This is a genomic window from Klebsiella sp. TF21-TM, assembly GCF_019753495.1.
GTDB classification, from domain to species: domain Bacteria; phylum Pseudomonadota; class Gammaproteobacteria; order Enterobacterales; family Enterobacteriaceae; genus Klebsiella; species Klebsiella quasipneumoniae.
The window spans coordinates 45,482-69,480 of record NZ_JAIJYL010000023.1 but is presented as its reverse complement, the minus strand read 5'-3'; the positions used below and the strand labels follow the sequence as shown (position 1 = coordinate 69,480).

Here is a 23,999-nt window from a genome sequence, read left to right as displayed (position 1 = left end):
CCGCAATTCCGCCGGACGGACCTGCGCCTTTCTTCCCTTAACCTGTTGAATTAATAAGCGACAGGCGGCAATCCGCGAGCTGGCACAGGCTGTGCTTGAAGAGGAAACAGGGTTTGCCGCGGGCTGTCGCGGTAAAGAGAACGCTCACCTTCGAGGATTGAACGATGTCCGGAAACATGAAAACAATGGATGGCAACGCGGCGGCGGCCTGGATCTCCTACGCCTTTACCGACGTGGCGGCCATCTATCCCATTACCCCCTCCACCCCGATGGCGGAGAATGTCGATGAATGGGCCGCTAAGGGGAAAAAGAACCTCTTTGGTCGGCCGGTGCGCCTGATGGAGATGCAGTCTGAAGCCGGCGCCGCCGGGGCGGTGCACGGCGCGCTGCAGGCGGGGGCGCTCACAACCACCTACACCGCGTCGCAGGGGCTGCTGCTGATGATCCCCAATTTGTACAAAATTGCCGGGGAGCTGCTGCCGGGCGTCTTTCACGTTAGCGCCCGGGCGCTGGCGACCAATTCGCTGAATATTTTTGGCGACCATCAGGATGTGATGGCGGTGCGCCAGACCGGCTGCGCCATGCTGGTGGAGAATAACGTTCAGCAGGTGATGGACCTGTCGGCGGTGGCGCATCTGGCGGCGATCGCCGGGCGGATACCCTTTATCAACTTCTTCGACGGCTTTCGCACTTCGCACGAAATACAGAAGATCGAGGTGCTGGAGTATGAGCAGCTGGCGGCGCTGCTGGACCGCCCGGCGCTGGAGCGCTTTCGTCGTCAGGCGCTGCATCCGGATCACCCGGTGATCCGCGGCACCGCGCAAAACCCGGATATCTACTTCCAGGAGCGGGAGGCCGGTAACCGCTTCTACCTCGCGCTGCCCGATCTGGTGGAAAGCTATATGGCGAAGATCACCGCGCTCACCGGGCGGGAATATCACCTGTTTAATTACCACGGCGCGCCGGACGCCGAGCGGGTGATTATCGCCATGGGCTCAGTGTGCGACACCGTCCAGGAGGTGGTGGATGCGCTGAATGCGGCGGGGGAGAAGGTGGGGCTGCTCAGCGTTCATCTCTATCGGCCGTTCTCGCTGGCGCACTTCTTCGCGCAATTGCCCGCCAGCGTGCAGCGCATTGCCGTCCTTGACCGCACCAAAGAACCGGGGGCGCAGGCGGAACCGCTGTGCCTCGACGTCAAAAACGCTTTCTATCAACGCGACGATGCGCCGCTGATTGTCGGCGGCCGCTACGCCCTCGGCGGTAAGGATGTGCTGCCCAACGATATCGCCGCGGTGTTTGACAATCTTCGGCAGCCGCTGCCGAAGGACGGGTTTACCCTGGGCATTGTCGATGACGTCACCTTTACCTCGCTGCCCGCCCGGCAGGTGCCGCTGGCGGTCTCCCACGCCGGGATCACCGCCTGCAAATTCTGGGGCATGGGCTCGGATGGCACCGTCGGGGCGAACAAAAGCGCCATTAAGATCATCGGCGATAACACGCCGCTCTATGCTCAGGCCTACTTTTCCTACGACTCGAAAAAGTCCGGGGGGATCACCGTCTCGCACCTGCGCTTTGGCGACCGGCCAATCACCTCGCCCTACCTGATCCACCGGGCCGATTTTATCGCCTGCTCTCAGCAATCCTATGTCGACCGCTACGACCTGCTGGAGGGGCTGAAGCCGGGAGGCACCTTTTTGCTCAACTGCAGCTGGTCCGAGGCGGAGCTGGAGCAGCACCTGCCGGTCAGCGTCCGGCGCTATCTGGCGCAGGAAAAGATCGACTTTTATACCCTCAACGCCGTGGACATCGCCCGCGAGCTGGGCCTCGGCGGGCGCTTTAACATGCTGATGCAGGCGGCGTTCTTTAAGCTGACGGCGATTATCGATCCGCAAACCGCGGCGGACTATCTCAAGCAGGCGGTGGAGAAAAGCTATGGCAGCAAAGGGGCGAGCGTCATTGAGATGAACCAGCGGGCGATCGAGCTGGGGATGGCGGCGCTGCGTCGGGTGACGGTTCCCGCCCACTGGGCGACCCTCGAGGCGCCGGCGCCGCAGGCGACAACCCTGATGCCGGACTTCATCCGCGATATTCTGCAGCCCATGAACCGCCAGCGTGGCGACCTGCTGCCGGTGAGCGCCTTCGCCGGGATGGAAGACGGCACCTTTCCCTCCGGCACCGCCGCCTGGGAGAAGCGCGGCATTGCCCTGGAGGTGCCGGTCTGGCAGCCCGACGGCTGCACCCAGTGTAACCAGTGCGCCTTCGTCTGCCCGCATGCGGCGATCCGCCCGGCGTTGCTGAACGCTGAAGAACAGGATACGGCGCCCGCCGGGCTGCTGAGCAAACCGGCCCAGGGGGCCAAAGACTACCACTATCATCTGGCTGTCTCGCCGCTGGACTGCTCCGGCTGCGGCAACTGCGTGGAGAGCTGCCCGTCGCGCGGCAAGGCGCTGCAGATGGCCTCCCTCGACAGCCAGCGCGCGATGGCCCCGGTCTGGGACTACGCGCTGGGGCTGGCGCCAAAAGATAACCCGTTTCGCAAAACGACGGTCAAAGGCAGCCAGTTCGAAACGCCGCTGCTGGAGTTTTCCGGCGCCTGCGCGGGCTGTGGCGAAACGCCCTATGCCCGGCTGATCACCCAGCTGTTTGGCGACCGGATGCTGATCGCCAACGCCACCGGCTGCTCTTCGATCTGGGGCGCCAGCGCGCCTTCGATGCCCTATACCACCAACCACCGCGGCCACGGGCCGGCCTGGGCAAACTCGCTGTTTGAGGACAACGCCGAGTTCGGGCTGGGCATGATGCTCGGCGGCCAGGCGATCCGCCAACAGATCGCCGGGGAGATGACTCGCGCCCTGGCGCTGCCGGTCAGCGACGCGCTTCACGCCGCGATGCGGCAATGGCTGGCGCAGCAGGACGAGGGGGAGGGGACCCGCGAGCGTGCGGACCGCCTCAGTGCGTTGCTGGCGGCGGAAAAAGAGGGGGTTCCGCTGCTGGAGCAGCTCTGGCAGAACCGTGACTATTTCGTCCGGCGTTCGCAGTGGATCTTCGGCGGCGACGGCTGGGCCTACGATATTGGCTTCGGCGGTCTCGATCATGTGCTGGCCAGCGGGGAAGACGTCAATATTCTGGTGTTCGATACCGAGGTCTACTCCAACACCGGCGGCCAGTCGTCCAAATCGACCCCGGTGGCGGCGATCGCCAAGTTTGCCGCCCAGGGGAAACGCACGCGGAAAAAAGATCTCGGCATGATGGCGATGAGCTACGGTAATGTTTACGTTGCGCAGATCGCCATGGGCGCTGATAAAGATCAGACCCTGCGGGCCATCGCCGAGGCTGAAGCCTGGCCGGGACCGTCGCTGGTGATCGCCTACGCCGCCTGTATCAACCACGGCCTGAAAGCCGGGATGCGCTGCAGTCAGCGCGAGGCGAAGCGGGCGGTGGAGGCGGGATACTGGCACCTGTGGCGCTACCATCCACAGCGCGAAGCCGAGGGCAAAACGCCGTTTATACTGGACTCCGAAGAGCCGGAAGAGAGCTTCCGCGACTTTCTGCTTGGCGAGGTGCGCTATGCCGCGCTGCACAAAACCACGCCGGATCTGGCGGACGCGCTGTTCCGGCAAACGGAGGAGGATGCCCGGGCCCGTTTCAGGCAGTACCAGCGGCTGGCGGGGGAGTAGCAGGCAGCAGGTTAGCGATTCACGACTGCTGCATCACGTTCAGCAGCGTATCCAGCAGGCCGGGAAAACGGGCGTCCAGATCTTCCCGGCGCAGTGAAATCATATTCTCCCGTCCCTGAGGCCGCTGCCAGATCACACCGCTGTCGCGCAGGACGCGCCAGTGGTGGGTCATGGTGGACTTGGCCACCTCTTCCTGACGCAGAGCGTTACAGCTCTGCTCGCTGCCGTCGGCCAGCGTGCGGATGATCTCCAGTCGCAGCGGGTTGCCGAGCGCGGAAAGGACATTTTCCAGGCGAATTTGTTCTCGTTCAGGGTGATTGGCGATCATAATAATCCTGTGTCGGCGGTGGCGCGGCGCATGGCGGTCGCAGCCCGTATCGGCGGCTGGCGGCTACTATACCCAAACTCCTGTTCTCATGCCACGCGCGCCGCCGCAACCTGACCAATCATAATAATAGTAAAAACAGTTCGAATATACTCGTACAATTGTACTATCATAAGCGGCAGTAAAATGAACTGCGGATCATTCCGACCGCAGACTGACAGTCAAAACGACTAAGGACGCATCATGCCCCGACCCATCCCCCTCGAACGTTATCGCAACATCGGTATCTCCGCGCATATCGATGCCGGTAAAACCACCACCACCGAGCGCATCCTGTTTTACACCGGGATGAGCCATAAGCTGGGTGAAGTACACGATGGCGCGGCAACCACCGACTGGATGGCCCAGGAGCAAGAGCGCGGGATCACCATTACCTCGGCGGCGGTGAGCTGCTTCTGGCCGGGTATGGACCGCAGCTTCGAGCCGCACCGGATCAATATCATCGACACCCCGGGGCACGTGGATTTCACCATTGAGGTGGAACGTTCCATGCGCGTGCTCGACGGCGCGGTGATGGTGTATGACTCCGTCGGCGGGGTTCAGCCCCAGTCGGAGACCGTCTGGCGCCAGGCGAATAAATACCATGTCCCGCGGCTGGCCTTCGTCAACAAGATGGACCGCCCCGGCGCGGACTTCTTCCGCGTGGTGCAGATGATGATCGACCGCCTGAAGGCCAACCCGGTGCCGATTGTTATCCCCATTGGCGCCGAAGAGCATTTCACCGGCGTCGTCGACCTGGTGAAAATGCGCGCCATCCTGTGGGATGACGCCACCCAGGGCATGACCTTCAGCTACGGACCGGTCCCTGACGATCTGCTGGCGACTGCCCGCGAGTGGCGGGAGAAAATGGTCTCGGCGGCGGCGGAGGCCAGCGATGCGCTGATGGATAAATACCTCGAAACCGGCGAGCTGGACGAGGCGGAGATCGTCGCCGGTCTGCGCCAGCGCACGGTGAAGGGTGAAATCCAGGCGGTGCTCTGCGGTAGCGCCTTTAAAAACAAAGGCGTGCAGCGCATGCTCGACGCGGTGGTGGAGCTGATGCCGTCGCCGCTGGATATTCCGGCGATACAGGGCGTGGATGAGAAAGGCCAGCCGGCGGAACGCCATCCGAGCGACGATGAGCCGCTGTCGGCGCTGGCGTTCAAACTGATGACCGACCCCTACGTCGGCCAGTTGACCTTTATCCGCGTCTACTCCGGGACGCTGAAGAAAGGCGATGCGGTATGGAACCCGGTGAAGGGCAAGAAAGAGCGCATCGGGCGTATCGTCCTGATGCAGGCCAACGATCGCCACGAAGTGGACGAACTGCACGCCGGGGATATCGCGGCCTGCGTTGGGCTGAAGGATGTCACTACCGGCGATACGTTATGCGACCCGGATGCGGTGATTACCCTTGAGCGGATGGAGTTTCCGGAGCCGGTGATTTCGCTGGCGATTGAGCCGAAGACCAAAGCGGACCAGGAGAAAATGGGCATCGCGCTGCAGCGGCTGGCGGCGGAAGATCCGTCGTTCCGTCTGCATACCGATGAAGAGTCCGGCCAGACGATTATCTCCGGCATGGGCGAGCTGCATCTGGAGATCATTGTCGACCGGATGAAGCGCGAGTTTAACGTCGAGGCCAACATTGGTCGTCCGCAGGTCACCTACCGCGAAACCCTGCGCAAGAAAGTGACGGACGTGGAGGGCAAATTTGTGCGCCAGTCCGGCGGTAAAGGACAGTACGGGCACGTCGTGCTGACCCTTGAGCCGCTGGAGCCGGGCAGCGGTTTCGTCTTCGAGGACGCCACCAAAGGCGGGGTAGTGCCGCGCGAGTACATCCCTTCCGTGGAGAAAGGGCTGCGCGAAGCGATGGGCACCGGCGTGCTGGCGGGCTATCCGGTGGTTGACGTGAAAGCGACCCTGACCTTCGGATCGTACCACGACGTGGACTCCTCGGAGATGGCGTTCCGCATGGCCGCGATCTTCGGCTTCCGGGAAGGGGCGCGCAAAGCGGACCCGGTGATCCTTGAGCCGGTGATGCACGTGGAGGTGGAAACGCCGGAAGAGTACGCCGGGAATATCATGGGCGATCTCTCTTCCCGTCGCGGGATGGTGCAGGGGATGGAAGAGCGCTTCGGCAGCCAGATCATCCGCGCCGATGTGCCGCTGGCGGAGATGTTTGGTTATTCCACCACGCTGCGCTCGATGTCTCAGGGACGAGCAACCTATAGCATGGAGTTCCACCACTACGCGGAAGCGCCGCGCAACGTAGCGGATGAAATCATCGCCAGCCGCGCGAAAAGTTAAGCCAGTCATCCCGGGTAGCGGCTTCGCCTTACCCGGGCTACTCTGGTACCAGCGCCCAGGCCCGGTAAGGCGAAGCCGCCACCGGGCAAAAAGGTAAGCACGAACCGGGGATGCAATGCCCGGCGGCGCTGCGCTTGCGCGGGCCTACGGTCAGGTGTCCTCCCCGGTCATCGTTTGTAGCCCGGGTAAGGCGTTAGCCGCAACCCGGGAATTTCAGCCAATCAGACAATATCCTGCGCGTACTGCCACAGCGCCTTCAGCTGCGCCAGCTTCTCTTTATCATCCGCATACTGCTGATACAGCATCTGCAGTTCATCGGCATAGGCCTGCAAAAACTCAGGCGTAAATACCTGACGACGGTGCTCTAACCAGCGCTGCTGCTCGGCTTCATCGAGCGTGCCGGGAAAGTTGCGCGCCCGGTAGTTAAACAGCAGGCGTTCGATGCGCTTGTCGGCGAAGGTGATATCCAGCGCCGGCAGATTGCGCGGTTCCGTTTCCAGCACGATTTTCATCGCCGCGCGGTCGGCATCGCTAAAGAACCCATTGTAAAGCTGGGCGTCGACGTTTTCGGACGGCACGAACGGCTCGGCTTCGGCATACACCGCCACCACTTTCTCCCGCACCTGCGGATTCGCCCGCAGCAGCTGAGCATTCTCCAGACAGCGCTGAATGGAGATCCCCAGCCGGTCGGCATCCTGCGGGCGCAGGGTATTGGCCTGGGCCAGCACCGGACATTTGTTCAAATGCACCAGCTTAATCGGCGCCGCCGGCAGATCGCCAAGCTCGGCGCGCGGGGTGTAAAGCCGCTCGCGCAGGGCGTCCGCATCCAGCTCCAGCAGCGGCGCCATATCCCCCGCCAGATCGACCATAATCACCGCATTGCGGTTTTCCGGATGCCAGGCCAGGGGCGCCACCAGGCTGGTGTTGCCGCGCGCGGCGCCGAACATGCCGGAGACATGCACCAGCGGCTTCATCTGCGGCACGTCGATGAGCGTCGCCAGCTTGCGCTTATTGCGGTGGCTGTAGAGATAGTCAAACAGCCGCGGCTGCCGGGTTTTCACCAGCTTCGCCATGGCGATGGTGGCGTACACGTCGGCCATCGCGTCATGGGCGTTCTGGTGTTCAATACCGTTGGCGACGGTCAGATGTTCAAGGCGGAAGCTCGGCAGACCCTCGTCATTTTCCGGCCAGGCGATCCCTTCCGGACGCAGGGCATAGCAGGCGCGCATCACGTCGAGCAGATCCCAGCGCGAGTTATCGTGCTGCCAGCTCCAGGCATAAGGGTCATAGAAGTTGCGATAGAAGATATTCCGCGTCACTTCGTCATCAAAGCGCACATTGTTATAGCCGACGATGCAGGTTTGCGGCACCGTGAACAGATCGTGGATGCGGCGGGCAAACGCGGCCTCGTTATCCCCTTTGGCCAGCGCTTCCTGCGGGGTGATCCCGGTGATCATTACCGCCTGCGGCTGCGGCAGGTAATCGTCAGCGGGCTTGCAGTAAAACACCTCGGGCTCGCCCAGCACGTTCAGCTCCGCGTCGGTGCGGATGGCGGCGAACTGCGCCGGCCGGTCAAGGGAAGGGCTGGTGCCGAAGGTTTCATAATCGTGGAATAAAAATCCGGGCTGGTTGACGCTGTCTTGCATAGTCTGTTCATTATCCGTGGTGGCGTGCGACCGGTATGGTAAACGATTTGCCCGGTCATCAGAAGGGTAACGGCAAGCAACATCCTCCGCCGTGTCATATTTTCTTGCAATTAAACCCTGATATGAAACGCGAAGTTCCGTAAAAAGGACGGCGGATCTGTAATTCTAGAGGATATGCCGTTGAAAGGCCGTTTGTTTATTGCTGTATCTTTGCTCGCTTCGAGCGTTTCCTGCGCATTTGCCGTCGACTTACCTGCTACGGTCGCGCCGCCTTCCATTCAGGCTGGCTCCTGGGTGCTGATGGATTACACCACCGGTCAGGTACTGACCGCGGGTAACGAACATCAGCAGCGCAATCCTGCCAGCCTGACCAAATTAATGACCGGCTACGTGGTCGATCGCGCCATCGACAGCCATCGTATCACCTTTGACGATATCGTCACCGTGGGGAAAGACGCCTGGGCGAAGGGCAACCCGGTGTTCGACGGGTCATCCCTGATGTTCTTAAAGCCAGGAGATCGCGTCAGCGTCCGCGACCTCAGCCGCGGGCTGATTGTCGACTCCGGAAACGACGCCTGCGTCGCGCTGGCCGACTATGTCGCCGGCGGTCAGCCGCAGTTTGTCGCCCTGATGAATCAGTATGTCGAAAAACTGCATCTGCAGGATACCCATTTCGAAACCGTCCACGGCCTTGATGCCCCGGGCCAGCACAGTTCGGCCTATGACCTGGCGGTGCTGTCGCGGGCGATTATCCATGGCGAGCCTGACGTCTACCACATGTACAGCCAGAAAAGCCTGACGTGGAACGGCATTACCCAGCAAAACCGTAACGGTCTGCTGTGGGATAAAACCCTGAACGTCGATGGCCTGAAAACCGGCCACACGTCGGGCGCCGGGTTCAACCTGATCGCCTCGGCGGTGGATGGCCAGCGCCGGCTGATCGCCGTGGTGATGGGGGCCGACAGCCCGAAAGGCCGCGAGCAGCAGGCCGCGAAACTGCTGCACTGGGGACAGCAGAACTTCGACACCGTGCAGGTGCTGCAGAAGGGGCAGAAGGTCGGCAGCGAGCGCATCTGGTACGGCGATAAAGAGCAGATTAAGCTCGGCACCGATCAGGATTTCTGGTTAGCGCTGCCGAAGGCGGAAGTGTCGCGGATTAAGGCGAAATACGTGCTGGATAAAAAGGATCTGGAGGCGCCGATCGCCGCCAACCAGCGGGTCGGCGAGATTTCGCTGTATGACGGCGACAAGATCGTGGGCCACTATCCGCTGGTCACCCTCGAAAGCATTAATAAAGGCGGGGTGTTCTCGCGAATGAGCGATTACCTGCACCACGAGCTGTAACCACGCCAACCGCCTCTTTGCAGGCGGTTTTTTTTCGCCTGCCGCCCGGCAGACGCGGCGACAACATCGCCGTTTTTTTCATCAGCCGCAATGGCGACTCTGTGAATTCGCGCACATACTGAGGGGGGATCTCCTGCTAGATTGACTGTACGTTTATACAGTAATTTGTTCATGAAGGAGGCAAGATGAACTACAGCGTCACCCCCCTCGGCAAGAAAACCATTGCCGGTTTCCATCTGGTCGGGCCCTGGGATCAAACCGTCAGGCAGGGGTTTGAGCAACTGATGATGTGGGTTGAGGGCCGGCAGGTGCCCGCCCGCGAGTGGCTTGCCGTCTACTACGATAACCCGGAGGACGTGCCGGCGGAAAAACTGCGCTGCGCCACCGTGGTCGCCGTTGACGAGGATTACGTCATTCCCGCCAACAGCGAAGGGGTGATCATAACGGCGATTGCCGGCGGGGATTACGCCTGCGCCCGCGCGCGGGTGTTAGATCACGACTTCGCCACCCCGTGGAGGCAGTTTTTCGACAGCCTGCTGCAGAGCACGGCGTATCGCATCGCCCCCCAGCCCTGCTTTGAGGTCTATCTTAACGACGGCAACCACGACGGCTACTGGGATATCGACATGTATGTTCCCGTCGCCCGCGTCGCGTCGTAGCGATTTACCCCTGTTCCGGACAAGGATTTTTACATTCCCGGCACGCTCCGGGCGAAAAAGCAGTTACAATTGGCCTTTTCGTTTTGCCGGAGAGGGTTGTGCGCGCTGATAAATCACTCAAGCCATTTGAGATCCGCTTGTATCGCCATTATCGGGTGGTGCATGGTGTGCGGATTGCGCTGGCCTTTGTGCTCACCTTTTTGCTGGTGCGGCTGCTGAACGTGCCTGAAGGGACCTGGCCTCTCATCACCCTGGTGGTGGTAATGGGGCCGATCTCCTTCTGGGGCAACGTCGTGCCGCGGGCGTTTCAGCGCATCGGCGGCACGATCCTCGGCTCGGCGCTGGGGCTGGTGGCGCTGAAGCTTGAGCTTATCTCCCTGCCGCTGATGGTCCTCTGGTGCGCGGCGGCGATGTTCCTCTGCGGCTGGCTGGCGCTGGGCAAGAAACCCTATCAGGCGCTTCTGATCGGCATCACCCTGTCGGTGGTGGTCGGGGCGCCGCCGGGCGATATGCATACCGCGCTGTGGCGAAGCGGCGACGTGATCTTCGGCTCGCTGCTGGCGATGCTGTTTACCGGTATCTGGCCGCAGCGGGCGTTTATCCACTGGCGCATCCAGATGGCCAGCTATGTCACCAACTTCAACCGCCTCTACCAGGCCGGCTTCTCGCCAAATCTGGTGGATCGGCCGCGGCTGGAAAAGCATCTCCAACAGGCGCTCAACGACGTCGTCAAAATGCGCGGGCTGATCACCCCCGCCAGCAAAGAGACGCACATCCAGAAGGCGATCTTCGAGGCTATCCAGACCGTCAGCCGCAACCTCGTGTGCATGCTGGAGCTGCAGATCAACGCCTGGTGGGCAACCCGTCCGGGCCACTTCGTCATGCTGAACGCGCACACCCTGCGGGAGACGCAGCAGATGACCCAGCAGACGCTGTTGGCCATCGCCCACGCGCTGTACGAAGGGAACCCTCAGCCTGTGCGCGCCAATAATGAAAAGCTGAATGAGATCGTCCTCGAACTGCGCCAGCTGATGAAAGAGCAGGGTGACGAGAGCCTGGCGGAAACCCCGATCCATGGCTATGTTTGGCTCTCTATTGAACTGGCGCGCCAGCTGGAGCTGCTGTCGCATCTGATCTGCCGCGCGTTGCGCAAATAAGCACCAGATGCACCGGGTAACTGCACGGGTTGTTTCGATTCAGCAGCGTTTAGGGTTATGATAAACGCAAAGGAAAAAACATTGTCATCAGCGACTGCTAGCAGTTATGTTAGCCCTATAACGCAGTCGCTTTACGAATCCGAATCTCAATTATTAGGGGTGTAAAAATGGAAACAACTAAGCCTTCTTTCCAGGACGTACTGGAGTTTGTTCGTCTGTACCGTCGTAAGAACAAACTGCAGCGTGAAATTCAGGACGTTGAGAAAAAGATCCGTGATAACCAGAAGCGCGTTCTGCTGCTGGACAACCTCAGCGACTACATCAAACCGGGCATGAGCGTGGAAGCCATCCAGGGCATCATCGCCAGCATGAAGAGCGATTACGAAGACCGCGTTGATGACTACATCATCAAGAATGCCGAGCTGTCCAAAGAGCGCCGCGACATCTCTAAAAAACTGAAAGTGATGGGTGAAGCCAAAGTCGAAGGCTAATCCCAGCTGTCCGGCGGCGTCAGCGTCGCCGGGCTGTTCTGCACTACCCCCTCCCGTCTCTTTTTCTGCGAAAACTTTGTCCCGGCAACTGCCTCTCTGCACCGACTCTTTGCTATACTGCCCCGCGAAAACGTATTGATATCGGAAAGGTTTCTCTCATCCTGGCCGGGCATCTGACGCAGCGGCGTCAGGGCGATATCTCAACACCTCTCACCTCTCCGACGATCGATTCGCCAGAAGACAAACTCAGGTGCTGACCGGGCGCGACAGAATCTCTTCCGCTGCTTTCGCCGACAGGAGTCAACCCCACGTGATTAAGTCATTCTTTGCCGCACTCTCGTTTATCAGCCGTCTGCCGGTCCCGGCGCGGTTATCTCAGGGCCTGGAGATCGAACAGTACCAGCGCAGTATCGTCACCTTCCCGCTGGTCGGTTTACTGCTCGGCGCCATCGCCGGCGCGGTGGTGTACCTCCTGCAGCCGTGGTGCGGCGTCCCGCTGGCGGCGCTGTTCGGCGCGCTGGCGCTGGCGCTGCTCACCGGCGGATTTCACCTTGACGGGCTGGCCGATACCTGCGACGGCATCTTCTCCGCCCGCACCCGCGATCGAATGCTGGAGATCATGCGCGACAGCCGGCTGGGTACCCACGGCGGGCTGGCGCTGATTTTTGTGCTGGTGGCGAAGGTGCTGGTGGTCGGCGAACTGCTGCTGCGCGATGTCAACCCCATCGCGGCGCTGGCAGCGGCCTGCGCCGTCGGTCGCGGAATGGCGGTGCTGCTGATGTATCGCCATCGCTATGCGCGGGAAAAAGGGCTGGGCAATCTGTTTATTGGCAAAATTAGCCTGCAGCAGACGCTGGTGACGATGGCGCTGGCGATCGCGCTGGCCACCGCCCTGCTGGGGCTGCATGGGCTGCGCGCCGCGCTGATCGCCCTGGTGCTGATCTGGGGTCTGGGGTGGGCGCTGAAGCGAACCCTCGGCGGGCAGACCGGGGATACCCTCGGAGCGGCGATCGAGCTGGGTGAATTACTCTTTTTACTGGCGCTACTGTAAGGCCTGGCATCAACGGTGAGGAACAGAATGGAAACACTTTCGGCGTTACTGGCTGCCATTCCGCAGCCCGATGTGACGGGCATGGCGCGCGCGCAGCAGCATATTGATGGCCTGTTAAAGCCGCCCGGCAGCCTTGGCCGTCTGGAGAGCCTGGCGGTACAGCTGGCCGGTCTGCCGGGGCTGCAGGGGCAGCTGGCGCTGACTGAAAAAGCCATCGTTGTCATGTGCGCCGACCACGGCGTCTGGCATGAAGGCGTGACCCCTTCCCCGCAGGCGGTGACGGCCATTCATGCCGGCAATATGGTGCGGGGCAATACCGGCGTCTGCGTGCTGGCGGCGCAGGCTGGCGTGAGAGTGGAGGTGGTGGATGTCGGCATCGACGCCGAGCCGCTGCCGGGCCTGATCAACCTCAAGGTGGCCCGCGGTAGCGGAAATATCGCCCGGACGGCGGCGATGAGCCGTCAGCAGGCGGAGACGGTGCTGCTGGCCAGCATGCGTTTCACCCGCCAGCTCGCCGCCGACGGGGTGAACGTCTTTGGCATGGGGGAGCTGGGGATGGCCAATACCACCCCGGCCGCTGCGACGATCAGCGTCCTGACCGGCAACGACCCCGACGCGGTGGTGGGCTGCGGGGCCAATCTGCCGCTGGCGCAGCGGGGCCATAAGGTGGCGGTGGTGCGCCAGGCGATCGCTCATAACCAGCCGAACCCGGCGGACGGGCTGGACGTGCTGGCGAAGGTGGGCGGTTTTGATCTGGTGGGTATGACCGGGGTGATCCTCGGGGCGGCCTCCTGCGGCCTGCCGGTGGTGCTGGATGGCTTCCTCTCCTACGCTTCGGCTCTGGCGGCCTGCCGCATAGCCCCGGCGGCGCATCCGTATCTTATCCCTTCGCACCTGTCGGCGGAGAAAGGGGCGCGGATCGCCCTCGACGCGCTGGGTCTGCGCCCGTATCTCGATATGGACATGCGCCTGGGGGAGGGCAGCGGCGCCGCGCTGGCCATGCACCTGCTGGATGCCGCCAGCGCGATGTACCACCAGATGGGGACCCTGGCGCAGAGCAACATTGTGCTGCCCGATAGCGCGCCAGCGTCCTGATGATAAAGCGCATCGTCTCGAGGATGGGGGACGGTGCGCCGGGTTTACAGTGCCTGCTGCCAGACCGCCTGCGGCAGCAGGTAAACCTGCGCCGGGGCGCGCATACCGTCGCTGACAATATGGCCGATACCGCTGGCCATCACCGCCAGGGTGACGTCAAAGGCGTTAAGGCTGTCGCCGAAGCCGGCGGTCAGGTTGAGCATCGAGCCATTGGCCATCAGGTAGACGGTTTTGTCAGCCATGCGGTAGGCGTTGATATACGGCATCACCTCTTCCTGAGGGTACTGGCGCAGGTACTCGCCGTCGATCTCTTCCGCCACGTGGCCGACGTTAAGGATAAACACGCCCGCTTTCGCCCGGTCCAGCGCCTGGCGATTAACCACGTTTTTACCGCCTGTCGCGGTGGCTACCACGTCCGCCGAGGCGATAGCCTCCTGGAGATCGACCACGTGCCAGCCGTCATAGGCCGCCTGCAGCCGACGGGCAGGATCGATCTCCGCCACCATCACCTGGCCGCCAAAGGCTTTTGCCGCCGCCGCGACGCCCTGGCCAACCAGGCCGTAGCCGATCACCAGCACTTTTTTCTCATGCAGGGTGAGATGAGTGGTCTGGAAGAAGGTGTGCCAGGCGGTGAGTCCGACCATATGGCGGTTATGCAGCCCCTCTTTGACCGGCAGATCGTCCCAGTTAAAGATCGGATAGCCGGGCTGAATATCCCCCAGTCGATTGACGCCGGAGCCCGTGGCTTCCAGACCCGCCACGATGTTGCCGAACTCGCCGCGCTGATGGAGGAGGGTGGTGATATCGGCCCCCATTTCGCACAGGTGAGTGGGCTGCCAGGCGATCGCTTTTTCCCATGACTGTTGCCAGTCGGCATCGCTCATATTGCGCCAGGCGCAGGCCTCGGCGCCGCGCTCCACCAGCCAGGCCACCACGTCGTCCTGCACGGTGGTGGGGTTACAGGTGGTTAAAAAGACCTGAGCGCCCTTGTCGAGGATCCCCTGCACCAGCGGGATCATTTTCATGTCGAGGTGCATACAGCAGGCAAGGCGGACGCCGCTGAGGTCGGGCAGGGCGGCGACCTGACGCAGGGTACGCGGCATATTCTGGCTGGCCCATGCCACTTCTTTCGCTAAAGAGATTTTATTATTCACTGGGTTATGACCTTCAGTTCGCAAAAGGGGTATCCCCCTGACAGAAAAGGGATTCTATCAGCCCGGGCGAGAATTCACAGCCCTGCGCCGCCCGGAAATCGCCGCCCGCGCGATCCCCTGCTAAATACAGGGTTGTTAATGTAAGGTTAAAAAAAGAAAATAAAATATAAGTAACTCCTATGATCTGAGCGATAAAGCGATGTTGAGTGTTATTCCCGCAGGCCTGTTTTCACGGCTGCGGATTTTCCTTGGGCGGCTGAAGCCGCACGCGCTGCCGGTGGCTCGTCGGCATATTGTGCTGGGCTCCATCGGCGCCGGCACCGGGCTGGCGGTGACCAGCATGTTCAGCCACTGGCTGCTCGGCGAAGTCAACCTGTGGTTTATTGCCCCCATGGGCGCATCGGCGGTACTCCTGTTTGGCGTGCCGAGCAGTCCGCTGGCGCAGCCGTGGTCGATTGTCGGCGGCAATGTGCTGTCGGCGCTGATCGGCGTCACGGTGGGTATGCTGGTGCCCGACCCGGCGCTGGCCTGCGGGCTGGCGGCGGCGCTGGCCATCGCCGGGATGTATTTTCTGCGCTGCCTGCATCCTCCCGGCGGCGCGGTGGCCCTGACGGCGATCCTCGGCGGCACCGGGGTGCACAGCGAAGGCTATCACTTTGTGCTGACGCCGGTGCTGCTCAACTCGCTGATGCTGGCGCTGCTGGCCATCGTGTTTAACAATCTGGTTGGCCGCCGCTACCCCCATCCGCTGGCGGCGGAGGAGGTCAAATCCCGTGCGCTGCCGCTGGGCATTTCGGTTACCCGGGAAGATATTCACGCCGCCCTGCTGGAAGGCCAGTTCCTCGACATTGACGAAGACGATGTCCAGGAACTGCTGGAAAATATCGAACAGCAGGCGCGCCAGCGCATCGCGGCGGCTGGACGCCGCTGACAGCGCCCTCCCGGCCGCGGGTTAGAGATCGCCGGTAAGATACTGCGCGACCCCGCGGCCAAAACTCCAGTCGCCTTTCTGGTTGCTGATAATCGACACCATCACATCATCGCCGCTCAGGCCGCAGTGCTCCGCCAGCTCCTCCTGCAGAATGGCGAAGAAACGCTGTTTCTGCGCGTCGCTGCGTGGGCTGGTATAGACCCGCACCACCACCTGATCCCGCGTGCGGGTCAGTCCGAGGCCGGTATCTTCAATCACCATATGATGGGCTTTGTTTTCGTGAACAATCTGGTAGCGGTCGCGTTCCGGTACCTCGAAGGCGCGCAGCACGGCGCGATGAGCGGCATCCAGCAGGGTTCTGATCTCCTGTTCCGTACGGCCTTCAATCAGGTCAAATGTCAGTAATGGCATGCAGGTGGTCCTTATCGTTAGGGAATAATCGCTGTCTGATATGGATGCTAGCCGATGCCGTCGCGGGCAAAAACCGCTATAGTTGAATACATTGTTTTTACTGGTGAACAATCAATATGAGCGAGAGTCGTCCGGAGAGTTACTGGGCCCATCTTTACTGGCTGACGGTGCTGGAAGAGCAGAAAAGCTATACCCGGGCCGCGGAAAAGCTGGGGATCAGCAAGTCGGCCATCAGCCAGAAAATCAGCGAGCTGGAGCGGGTGACCGGTAAAACGCTGGTCCATCGCACCACCCGCAGCGTCAGCCTCAGCGACGACGGGCTACGGCTGGTGGCGGAGCTCAGTGAGCCGTTTGGCCAGCTGCGGGATATTTTCACCGGCGCCTGCGATGAGGGCGGACCGCTGCGGGGGACGTTGCGCCTGACCGCGCCGGTGGCCTTTTCCCGTCAGCAGCTGGTGCCGGCGATCGCGCCCTTTTTGCATCAGCATCCCCAGCTGCATCTGCAGCTGGAGGTGACCGACCGGCTGGTCTCTCTCGGCAGCGAAGGGTTCGACCTCGCCATCCGCCACTGTCGGCGCGAGGCGCTCCCGGACACCCACGTCGCCTGGCCGCTGTGCCACACGGCCACGCTGATCGTCGCATCCGCCGACTATATTCGCCGCCATGGCCGCCCGGAGACGCCCGACGATCTGCGTCAACACCAGTGCCTGACCTATCCCCGTGGGCCCCAGCGCCCGCACTGGACGTTCGCCTCCCGCCAGACGCCCGATGAGCGGGTGACCATCAACGTGCAGGGGCCGTTCGCCACCAACAACAGCGAGTCGCTGCGCGATGCGGTGCTGGCGGGGTTGGGGGTGGCGCTGCTGCCGGATTTTAGCGCCCGGGAGGCTATCGGCCGCGGGCTGGTGCAGGAGCTGCTGCCGGCGTGGCAGCCGGTGGAGGTGTTCGCCGATCGGCTGTACGTCATCCGGCCCTATACTCCGCGGGTGTCGCGCGCGATGGAGACCTTTAGCCGCTACCTGAAAGCGACCTTCAGCGAGCCGCGTCCAGCTCCCGGGCCAGCGCCTCGCTGAAGCGGGGGAGCAGATGGCGCTCGCCGGGAAGCAACTGCGCCAGGGTGACGGTTTTGTCGGCGCGGTAGACCCGCCCGCTGCCGAGCTGCGCTTCGAAGGCGTTCGCCGCCTGATGCGCCGCGCTAAGGTCGGCGTCAATAAGGATCACCGCATGGGCCAGCACCACATGGCCGCCGCTCGCCGTCTGCGGCCGCCAGTACTGGGCGGTACCGACAATCTTGCGCGCCTCCTCTCCCTCTCCGCAGGCGAGGTTATACCGGCCATCGCAAAAGGAACCGCTCACCGCCCGGGCGTGGCTGGCAACGCCGAAGCGCGCGAGGGTGCGCTGCAGCACAGCGCACAGGGAGTGATAGATGGGTTCGGCGGCCTCGCCGAGCGGCTGCTGCACCGGCCAGGCGAGGCTGAGGTTGATAATCCCCGGCCCCTGGGGCACCAGACCGCCCCCGGAGCGGCGGAGCCATACCGGCCAGCCCCGCGCGGCAAAACGCGCGCTGACCGCCGGCAGGTCCGCAAACTGACGATAGCTCCCCGGCACCACGAATCCCTGCGGCGCCTGCCAGAGCTGGGCGACGGCCTCGCCGGCGCCGGCTTTGGCAAACAGCGGTTGTTCCGCCTGGGTGGGGTCCTCGCAAAACTGCAGCGCCAGCGAGGCGGGGGTAAAGCGGCTTGGCCAGCAGTCGGCCAGGGGCAACAGAGACATGCGTTCTCCTTACCGGAGGGCGCGGGTCGCGCCCTCCGAAGGCTGGTCAGTCGACGGTATGCTTTTTCATCAGCAGCGCGGTGAGCGCTGACAGCAGGCATCCCGCGGTCAGATAGAGGGCCACGCTGTGCCAGGAGCCCCCGGAGAAGGTGACCAGCGCCGCGGCGATAAAGGGCGTAAAGCCGCCGCCGACCACGCTCGCCACCTGGTAGCCGACGCCGGCGCCGCTATAGCGATAGCTGGCGCCGAACAGCTCGGTAAACATCGGCTGCTGGACGCAGACCACCATATCATGGGCGATATTGGCCAGCATCAGGGCGAAGAACAGGATCCAGAAAACGGACTGACTCTCCAGCGCCATAAAGAACGGAAAACCGCTCAGCGTGCCGATCAGCGCCCCGGTAATATAGATCCGCCGGCGGCCAAAGCGGTCTGCCAGCCAGGCGAAGCAGGGGATAGTCAGACAGCTGAGGCCGCCCACCAGCAGGCCGATGTTGAGGAACAGCTCGCGCGGCAGGCCGAGGTTTTGCGTCGAGTAGTTGAGGGCGAAGGCGGTGACGATGTACATGGTCAGCAGTTCGCACAACCGCAGGGCAATAATCAGTAAAAACGCCCCGGGATGGCGAAGCAGGGCTTCCACCACCGGCAGCCGCTTTTTCACCTGCGGCGCGTTGGCCTGGCTCTGCTGGGCTTCAAACTCCTGCGATTCGGCCATACCGTTACGGATCCACAGCGCAATCAGAACCAGCGCCACGCTGAACAGGAAGGGTAAGCGCCAGCCCCAGCTGAGGAACTGCTCATCGGTGGTCAGGCTGCTGATCAGCGATACCAGCCCGGTGGAGAGCAGCAGGCCGACGCCGTAGCCTACCTGCACCCCGCTGCTGTAAAAGGCTTTTTTTCCCTTCGGCGCGTTCTCCACCGAGAGCAGCGCCGCGCCGCCCCATTCGCCGCCGACGGCAAAGCCCTGAACCGCCCGCAGGAACACCAGCAGCACCGGCGCCCACCAGCCGATCTGGCTGAATGAGGGGAGCAGGCCGATGCAGGCGGTGGCGATACCCATCATCCAGACGGTCATCATCAGCATCCGCTTGCGCCCGAGACGGTCGCCGAAGTGGCCAAAGATAATCCCGCCCAGCGGGCGAAAAAGAAACCCGACGCCGAAGGTGGCAAACGCGGCAAGGGTGCCCATCGCCGGGCTGATTTGCGGGAAAAATTCGCGGTTGAACACCAGCGCGGCGGTAATGCCATAGAGAAGAAAATCGTACCAGTCGACCACGGCGCCGGCAAAGCTGCCCCATGCCGCCCGCCGGGCCCGATGCAGCGAATCCGGCGCCTCGCCGGGCTGCACGCTTATTGTTGAATCCATACCCTGTCCTGTCAGTCACGTAATTCGTTGTTATTGGAATGAGACGCTTTTCGCGTAGCGTCTGCACTGAGACTACCGCGCAGCGGCCGTGGAGGAAAGTAGTTTGCCTGCTAAGCGGCGAGCTGGTGCAAAAATAAGCGACCGGAAAGGCGGGCGAAATCACACCCTTTACTCAACATTCTGGCAATTTGCCAGCAAGCTTATACTTTTAATTAAATCAACGGATAACAAAGAGGAGCACCTTTTAAGAATTGACGTAAATGGTTTACACTTAACATGTCTCCTTCTCTGGAATGGTGAGTTAAATGCGTCTACTTCTTGCAGTTTTATTTTGTTCTGTCATGTTGCCTTCTGCTTATGCTGAAAAACTGCCTGCGCCGACAGGAAAACCTGTACTGACCATTTCCGGCAAAATCGGAAATACGAACGTCGGTGACAAGGCGGTTTTTGATCTCGCGATGCTGGAAAAGCTGGGCATGAAGACGGTGGAAACCACCACCCCCTGGTACACCGGCAAGGTCCGTTTTGACGGCATTCCCCTTAATAAACTCATGGATTTAGTCGGCGCTAAAGGTCAATCCGTCCGCGTGCTGGCGCTCAACGACTACACCACCATTATCCCGATGGACGATTTTTATAAATTCCCGGTCATTATGGCGTTAAAAATGAACGGCCAATATATGCGCGTTCGGGATAAAGGCCCGTTATTTATCGTCTACCCTTACGACAGCAGCGCTGAATTACAGAACCAGATCTATTATTCCCGATCGGCCTGGCAAGTTTCTAAGATTATAATAGAGTAAGGGTCGGATCTTGAATCGAATACTCACGGCTATTATTTTGTCGTTGTTTATTGTGACTGGATATATTACTTATCTGGTGCATGAGCGACAAAGTGAGTTGCAAAAATTTACCCGCTATACGGACTCGTGGTCAATGTCGCAGATGGTATCGGAATATATGCGACTGGAGTCTCGTCTGGCGGGAATGGCGATTGGGGCCGAAGGGGCGGACCACGATGAGGTGCGCCTGCGCCTCGAGATCATGATGAGCCAGATCGAACTCCTGCAGGAGGGCGATCTGGGTCGCTTTATTAATAAAAGCGAACAGCGGAAGGCGGTGGTCGCCACGCTGATCCGCAATCTCCATTTGCTTGATAAACAAGTTGATACCATGACACCGGCGCAGGTTAAAGCGATCCTGCCGGTGTTAAGCGAACTGGATGGTCCCCTGACCTCAATGGCGGCCGCCACGCTGACGCAAGATATTAATATCGTTAATATCACCCATGATAAAATTCAGCATCTCTATTATATCTACTCGGTGATCTCCATTCTGCTGATCGCCATGTGTATTTCCCTCGGCCTGCTGATGCTGCGGCAGAATAATAACCTGCGGCGCGCCCACGTTCGTATGAAAACCCTGGCCAACGATCTGCAGGCCTCGAAAGAGAAGCTACAGGTGCAGAACCGTCGACTGCAGTACGATGCCTACCATGATTCGCTGACCGGTATGCCAAACCGTCTCTCTTTCTGGCAGCGTCTGCAGGAGATCGTCAATCAGGTGCGCCCCTATAATGGCTGCGCCGTGGTGATGCTTTTCGACCTCGACAGCTTTAAGGATGTAAACGATACCCTCGGGCATGACGCTGGCGATAAGCTGCTGCAGGATCTGGCCAGCCGCCTCTCTTTTTTCCGTAAAACCTCTGAGACGCTGTATCGTCTCGGCGGCGATGAGTTCGCGATGCTCTCTTACGATCTGACCGAAGAGATGGCGCTCGAGCGGGCCAATGTTATCCGGGAGAAGATCAGCCAGCCCTATCAGATCTACGATGCGCAGATTAATATCGACGCCTGCATCGGGATCGTGATCTCTGATGGCGAAAGCCGGACCGATTATCTGTACAAGTGCGCCGACCTCGCCCTGTATGAGGCGAAAAAAGAGGGCAGCGGCCATGTGCAAATCTTCCGGCCCGGAATGCTGCAGCGTCTGCAGGAGAATAAATCGTTTGAAGACGATCTGCTGCAGGCCCTGGCCCATGACGAATTCAAAGTCTACTACCAGCCGATCGCCGATACCGTTACGCGCGAAATCTACGGTTATGAAGCGCTGGTTCGCTGGTTCCATCCGGTGCGCGGCGCCGTGCCGCCGACGGTGTTTATCCCGGTGGCAGAGAAAATCGGCCTTATCAATGCCCTCGGCGAGTGGGTGCTGAAAACCGCCTGTGCCGAAGCGGCCAGCTGGGCGACGCCGCTCAAGGTCTCGGTCAACGTTTCACCGATTCAGCTGATGAACACCTCGCTGACCGACACCATTATCAGCGTATTGCAGCAGACTGGACTCGATCCACGACGGCTGGATCTGGAGATCACCGAGTCGGATGTGTTCAATGAGAACACCCGTTCGCTGGAAATTCTCAGCCAGCTGCGCGAGCAGGGCATTCAAATCTCCATCGATGACTTTGGAACCGGCTATTCTTCGTTGTCGCGTTTAAGCTACTTCCCGTTCGATAAAATCAAAATCGACCGCTCGTTTGTTATCAATATTCCGGAGCAAAAAGACGATCTGGATATCGTGCGCCTGATTATCAGCATGGGAAAGAGCCTGCATATGCGCATTGTGGCTGAAGGCGTGGAGACCGAAGAGCAGTTGGCCTCGCTGCAGGCGCTGGGCTGCGACCTGGTGCAGGGCTATTTAATCGGCAAACCGAGTCCGCTGCGCTAAATGAAATATGAAGGCCCTTAAAGATATTATTCCGGGCGATTTCAGCAAGCTGGAAACGCCTTTTTTATTTTCTCTTAGCGCTAATCCCAGAGGGGTATAAAAAGGAGTAGAGATAAAATTCGCCAGGAAAATAATATCCTTCACCTTTGAAAGAGGTATATGATATGCATCATATAGGCTATTTCTGACCGTATCCTTTGCGACGGTAAAGTGAGGCGCAATCATGCAGCGAATTATTATTCCCACCCATTACGTTCATACCCGCAGCACGCCGCTGTGGACTAAGGAGACCGCTCCGGCCTCTATCTGGCGCCGCCATCTGGACGCTGGCACCCGCCAGGGGGTCTATCCCCGGCTGTCGGTGATGCAGGGGGCGATCCGCTATCTCGGCTATGCCGATGAAACCAGCCCCGAACCGGTTGAAACGCTGACCATTGAAGCCGGCCAGTTTGGCGTTTTTCCGCCGGAAAAATGGCACTGCATTGAGGCCCTCTCAGAGGACACGGTATTTAATGTCGACTTCTATGTTGATCCGAAAATTCTCATCGAGGGATAAAATTATGAACAGTGAAAATAAAGGTTATACCTTAGCGGTAGAGAATGGCCGGCTTCAGCGGAAACAAGAAAAAATATTCCTCAAACCGATGGTCTTGTATATTCCGCAGCAGGCGGTAGAGGCCGTTAATGGGCTAATGAGCGATCTGCCGGACGACAATTTAGAGGGGGAGTTTGTGCTGACGGTCACCAATAACAATAACGGCGTCTCGGTCGATAAAAGCTTTTCCTCGCTGGCGGCGCTGCGCGACCCGCTTACCGCGGCCGATGCGGTGAAGGAGCTGATCAATATCGTCCGCGGCTATGAGTCCGACGAAGAGACCAACGTTTGCGGCTGGTAAGGCCGCTATCCCGCTGCCGGCTGGCCGCTGTCGACCAGGGCCATCTGACCCACCAGCCACTCCCGCATCGCGATAATATCCGCCCGCTGCGCTGCCGCTTCGGTGGTGACCAGATAGTAGCTGGCGCCCGGCAATGCGCCGCTGAATGGCGCGGATAATACTCCGCGCTGCAGCAGATCCCGCGCCAGCAGTTCGCTGGCGATCACCGCCCCCTGGCCGGCCACCGCCGCCTGCAGGGCATGGGTTTCATCGCTAAAGGTTAACCCCGCGTCAATATTCAGCGTCGGCGGTCCATAGCGGCGACGCCAGTTCTCCCAGCTCGGCGAATCGGCCGGTACGTGCCGGTTGGCGACGTGAAACAGCGTCACCTGCGCCAGATCGTCAGGCCGGCTGAGGGCCAGCGTCGGGCTGGCGACCACGATAAAGCGATCCTTATGCAGCAGGGTACAGCACAGATCCGGCTCGGGCGTTTCGCGATAGCGAATCGCGGCGTCCACCGTGCCCAGATGCAGATCCACCCTTTCGACGCTGGTGTGCAGACGCAGGTCGATAGCCGGAAAGCGGGCGGTGAAGTCCGCCAGCCGTGGCACCAGCCAGTGGGTGAGAAAATTGGAGGTGGTGGTGACGGTTAAGGATGGCGGCTGGCGGGCCTGGGCTATCTGGACGACAGCCTGCTCCAGGGCGCTGAAGGCGCGCTGGGTGGCGGCGTAGAGGATCTCGCCATCGGCGGTCAGGCTGACGCCCTGCGCGCTGCGTTCACAGACCCGGCACTCCAGGACCGATTCCAGCAGTTTGATCTGATGGCTGACCGCCGTCGCGCTGACGCCGAGCGCCCCGGCGGCCAGTTTAAAACTACGCTGGCGGGCGACGGCGTGAAAGGCGCGCAGGGCGCCCAGCGGTGGCAGGCGGGGGGGTCTCATGGCTGAGTTTTTCTCATCTATGGCTGAAAACTA

22 protein-coding genes are annotated in these 23,999 nt (G+C 60.8%); 14 read left to right on the top strand and 8 right to left on the bottom strand.

Going from position 1 to position 23,999, the window contains the following annotated elements; all coding sequences use genetic code 11:
- The first annotated feature begins 164 nt into the window (after positions 1–164).
- The gene (nifJ, locus tag K5R89_RS19925; RefSeq protein WP_077272041.1) at positions 165–3,677 is read left to right on the top strand and encodes a pyruvate:ferredoxin (flavodoxin) oxidoreductase; all 3,513 of its coding nucleotides are present in this window, start codon (positions 165–167) and stop codon (positions 3,675–3,677) included.
- Positions 3,678–3,696: 19 nt separating this feature from the next.
- On the opposite strand, the gene K5R89_RS19920 is transcribed toward nifJ, so the two are convergent.
- Positions 3,697–4,005 carry a helix-turn-helix transcriptional regulator gene (locus tag K5R89_RS19920; protein ID WP_023290335.1) on the bottom strand — a complete coding sequence of 103 codons (309 nt, stop codon included), beginning with the start codon at positions 4,003–4,005 and terminating at the stop codon, positions 3,697–3,699.
- A gap of 240 nt (positions 4,006–4,245) precedes the next feature.
- Here K5R89_RS19920 and fusA point away from each other — a divergent pair, with 240 nt between their 5' ends.
- Entirely contained in the window at positions 4,246–6,348 is a 2,103-nt protein-coding gene (fusA, locus tag K5R89_RS19915; RefSeq protein ID WP_032453436.1) for an elongation factor G, read from the top strand.
- A 221-nt stretch (positions 6,349–6,569) separates the two neighbouring features.
- Here fusA and sbcB read toward each other — a convergent pair whose 3' ends face one another.
- Complete coding sequence (gene sbcB / locus K5R89_RS19910) at positions 6,570–7,994, bottom strand: exodeoxyribonuclease I (protein ID WP_023290333.1); 1,425 nt, start codon at positions 7,992–7,994, stop codon at positions 6,570–6,572.
- A gap of 180 nt (positions 7,995–8,174) precedes the next feature.
- Here sbcB and dacD point away from each other — a divergent pair, with 180 nt between their 5' ends.
- The 6 genes from dacD to cobT all read left to right on the top strand — a co-directional run bounded on the left by dacD (position 8,175) and on the right by cobT (position 13,791).
- Complete coding sequence (dacD, locus tag K5R89_RS19905; RefSeq protein WP_050533861.1) at positions 8,175–9,338, top strand: serine-type D-Ala-D-Ala carboxypeptidase DacD; 1,164 nt, start codon at positions 8,175–8,177, stop codon at positions 9,336–9,338.
- A 185-nt stretch (positions 9,339–9,523) separates the two neighbouring features.
- Complete coding sequence (gene sbmC / locus K5R89_RS19900; protein WP_064157356.1) at positions 9,524–9,997, top strand: DNA gyrase inhibitor SbmC; 474 nt, start codon at positions 9,524–9,526, stop codon at positions 9,995–9,997.
- A 98-nt stretch (positions 9,998–10,095) separates the two neighbouring features.
- Complete coding sequence (locus K5R89_RS19895; RefSeq protein ID WP_064154368.1) at positions 10,096–11,154, top strand: FUSC family protein; 1,059 nt, start codon at positions 10,096–10,098, stop codon at positions 11,152–11,154.
- A gap of 167 nt (positions 11,155–11,321) precedes the next feature.
- Positions 11,322–11,645, top strand: a complete 324-nt coding sequence (locus K5R89_RS19890) for a DUF496 family protein (RefSeq protein WP_002911883.1) — start codon at positions 11,322–11,324, stop codon at positions 11,643–11,645.
- Between the two features lie 310 nt (positions 11,646–11,955).
- A complete protein-coding gene (gene cobS, locus K5R89_RS19885; RefSeq protein WP_050533842.1) occupies positions 11,956–12,696 on the top strand; it encodes an adenosylcobinamide-GDP ribazoletransferase in 741 nt (246 codons plus the stop codon).
- Between the two features lie 27 nt (positions 12,697–12,723).
- Positions 12,724–13,791, top strand: coding sequence for a nicotinate-nucleotide--dimethylbenzimidazole phosphoribosyltransferase (gene cobT, locus K5R89_RS19880; protein ID WP_087827356.1), 1,068 nt, complete (start codon positions 12,724–12,726; stop codon positions 13,789–13,791).
- 44 nt (positions 13,792–13,835) lie between these two features.
- Here the strand turns inward: cobT and K5R89_RS19875 are convergent, their stop codons facing one another.
- On the bottom strand, positions 13,836–14,945 hold the full coding sequence (locus K5R89_RS19875; RefSeq protein ID WP_004203536.1) for an adenosylhomocysteinase: 1,110 nt from the start codon (positions 14,943–14,945) through the stop codon (positions 13,836–13,838).
- A gap of 199 nt (positions 14,946–15,144) precedes the next feature.
- On the opposite strand from K5R89_RS19875, the gene K5R89_RS19870 reads away from it, so the two are divergent.
- Positions 15,145–15,876 carry an HPP family protein gene (locus K5R89_RS19870; protein ID WP_087827355.1) on the top strand — a complete coding sequence of 244 codons (732 nt, stop codon included), beginning with the start codon at positions 15,145–15,147 and terminating at the stop codon, positions 15,874–15,876.
- Positions 15,877–15,897: 21 nt separating this feature from the next.
- On the opposite strand, the gene K5R89_RS19865 is transcribed toward K5R89_RS19870, so the two are convergent.
- The gene (locus K5R89_RS19865) at positions 15,898–16,287 is read right to left on the bottom strand and encodes a tautomerase family protein (RefSeq protein WP_023290327.1); all 390 of its coding nucleotides are present in this window, start codon (positions 16,285–16,287) and stop codon (positions 15,898–15,900) included.
- 116 nt (positions 16,288–16,403) lie between these two features.
- Between K5R89_RS19865 and K5R89_RS19860 the strand changes: the two genes are divergently transcribed.
- Complete coding sequence (locus K5R89_RS19860) at positions 16,404–17,360, top strand: LysR family transcriptional regulator (RefSeq protein WP_087827354.1); 957 nt, start codon at positions 16,404–16,406, stop codon at positions 17,358–17,360.
- On the opposite strand, the gene K5R89_RS19855 is transcribed toward K5R89_RS19860, so the two are convergent.
- The gene (locus K5R89_RS19855) at positions 17,320–18,060 is read right to left on the bottom strand and encodes a lipoate-protein ligase A (protein ID WP_087827353.1); all 741 of its coding nucleotides are present in this window, start codon (positions 18,058–18,060) and stop codon (positions 17,320–17,322) included. The two genes, K5R89_RS19860 and K5R89_RS19855, sit on opposite strands and share 41 nt — an antisense overlap.
- Positions 18,061–18,106: 46 nt before the next feature.
- On the bottom strand, positions 18,107–19,426 hold the full coding sequence (gene shiA, locus K5R89_RS19850) for a shikimate transporter (RefSeq protein WP_023290324.1): 1,320 nt from the start codon (positions 19,424–19,426) through the stop codon (positions 18,107–18,109).
- A 305-nt stretch (positions 19,427–19,731) separates the two neighbouring features.
- Between shiA and K5R89_RS19845 the strand changes: the two genes are divergently transcribed.
- Entirely contained in the window at positions 19,732–20,229 is a 498-nt protein-coding gene (locus K5R89_RS19845) for a molybdopterin-dependent oxidoreductase (RefSeq protein ID WP_032428930.1), read from the top strand.
- A 10-nt stretch (positions 20,230–20,239) separates the two neighbouring features.
- Positions 20,240–22,150, top strand: coding sequence for a bifunctional diguanylate cyclase/phosphodiesterase (locus K5R89_RS19840; RefSeq protein ID WP_032428929.1), 1,911 nt, complete (start codon positions 20,240–20,242; stop codon positions 22,148–22,150).
- On the opposite strand, the gene K5R89_RS27800 is transcribed toward K5R89_RS19840, so the two are convergent.
- On the bottom strand, positions 22,121–22,375 hold the full coding sequence (locus tag K5R89_RS27800) for a hypothetical protein (RefSeq protein WP_044524041.1): 255 nt from the start codon (positions 22,373–22,375) through the stop codon (positions 22,121–22,123). The two genes, K5R89_RS19840 and K5R89_RS27800, sit on opposite strands and share 30 nt — an antisense overlap.
- On the opposite strand from K5R89_RS27800, the gene K5R89_RS19835 reads away from it, so the two are divergent.
- Both K5R89_RS19835 and K5R89_RS19830 read left to right on the top strand, forming a co-directional pair.
- Positions 22,374–22,706, top strand: coding sequence for a DUF1971 domain-containing protein (locus K5R89_RS19835; RefSeq protein WP_002911866.1), 333 nt, complete (start codon positions 22,374–22,376; stop codon positions 22,704–22,706). The genes K5R89_RS27800 and K5R89_RS19835 overlap by 2 nt on opposite strands.
- Before the next feature lie 4 nt (positions 22,707–22,710).
- Positions 22,711–23,046, top strand: coding sequence for a DUF1869 domain-containing protein (locus K5R89_RS19830; protein ID WP_072422158.1), 336 nt, complete (start codon positions 22,711–22,713; stop codon positions 23,044–23,046).
- Between the two features lie 5 nt (positions 23,047–23,051).
- Here the strand turns inward: K5R89_RS19830 and K5R89_RS19825 are convergent, their stop codons facing one another.
- The gene (locus K5R89_RS19825) at positions 23,052–23,966 is read right to left on the bottom strand and encodes a LysR substrate-binding domain-containing protein (RefSeq protein ID WP_072422159.1); all 915 of its coding nucleotides are present in this window, start codon (positions 23,964–23,966) and stop codon (positions 23,052–23,054) included.
- Between the last annotated feature and the right edge of the window lie 33 nt (positions 23,967–23,999).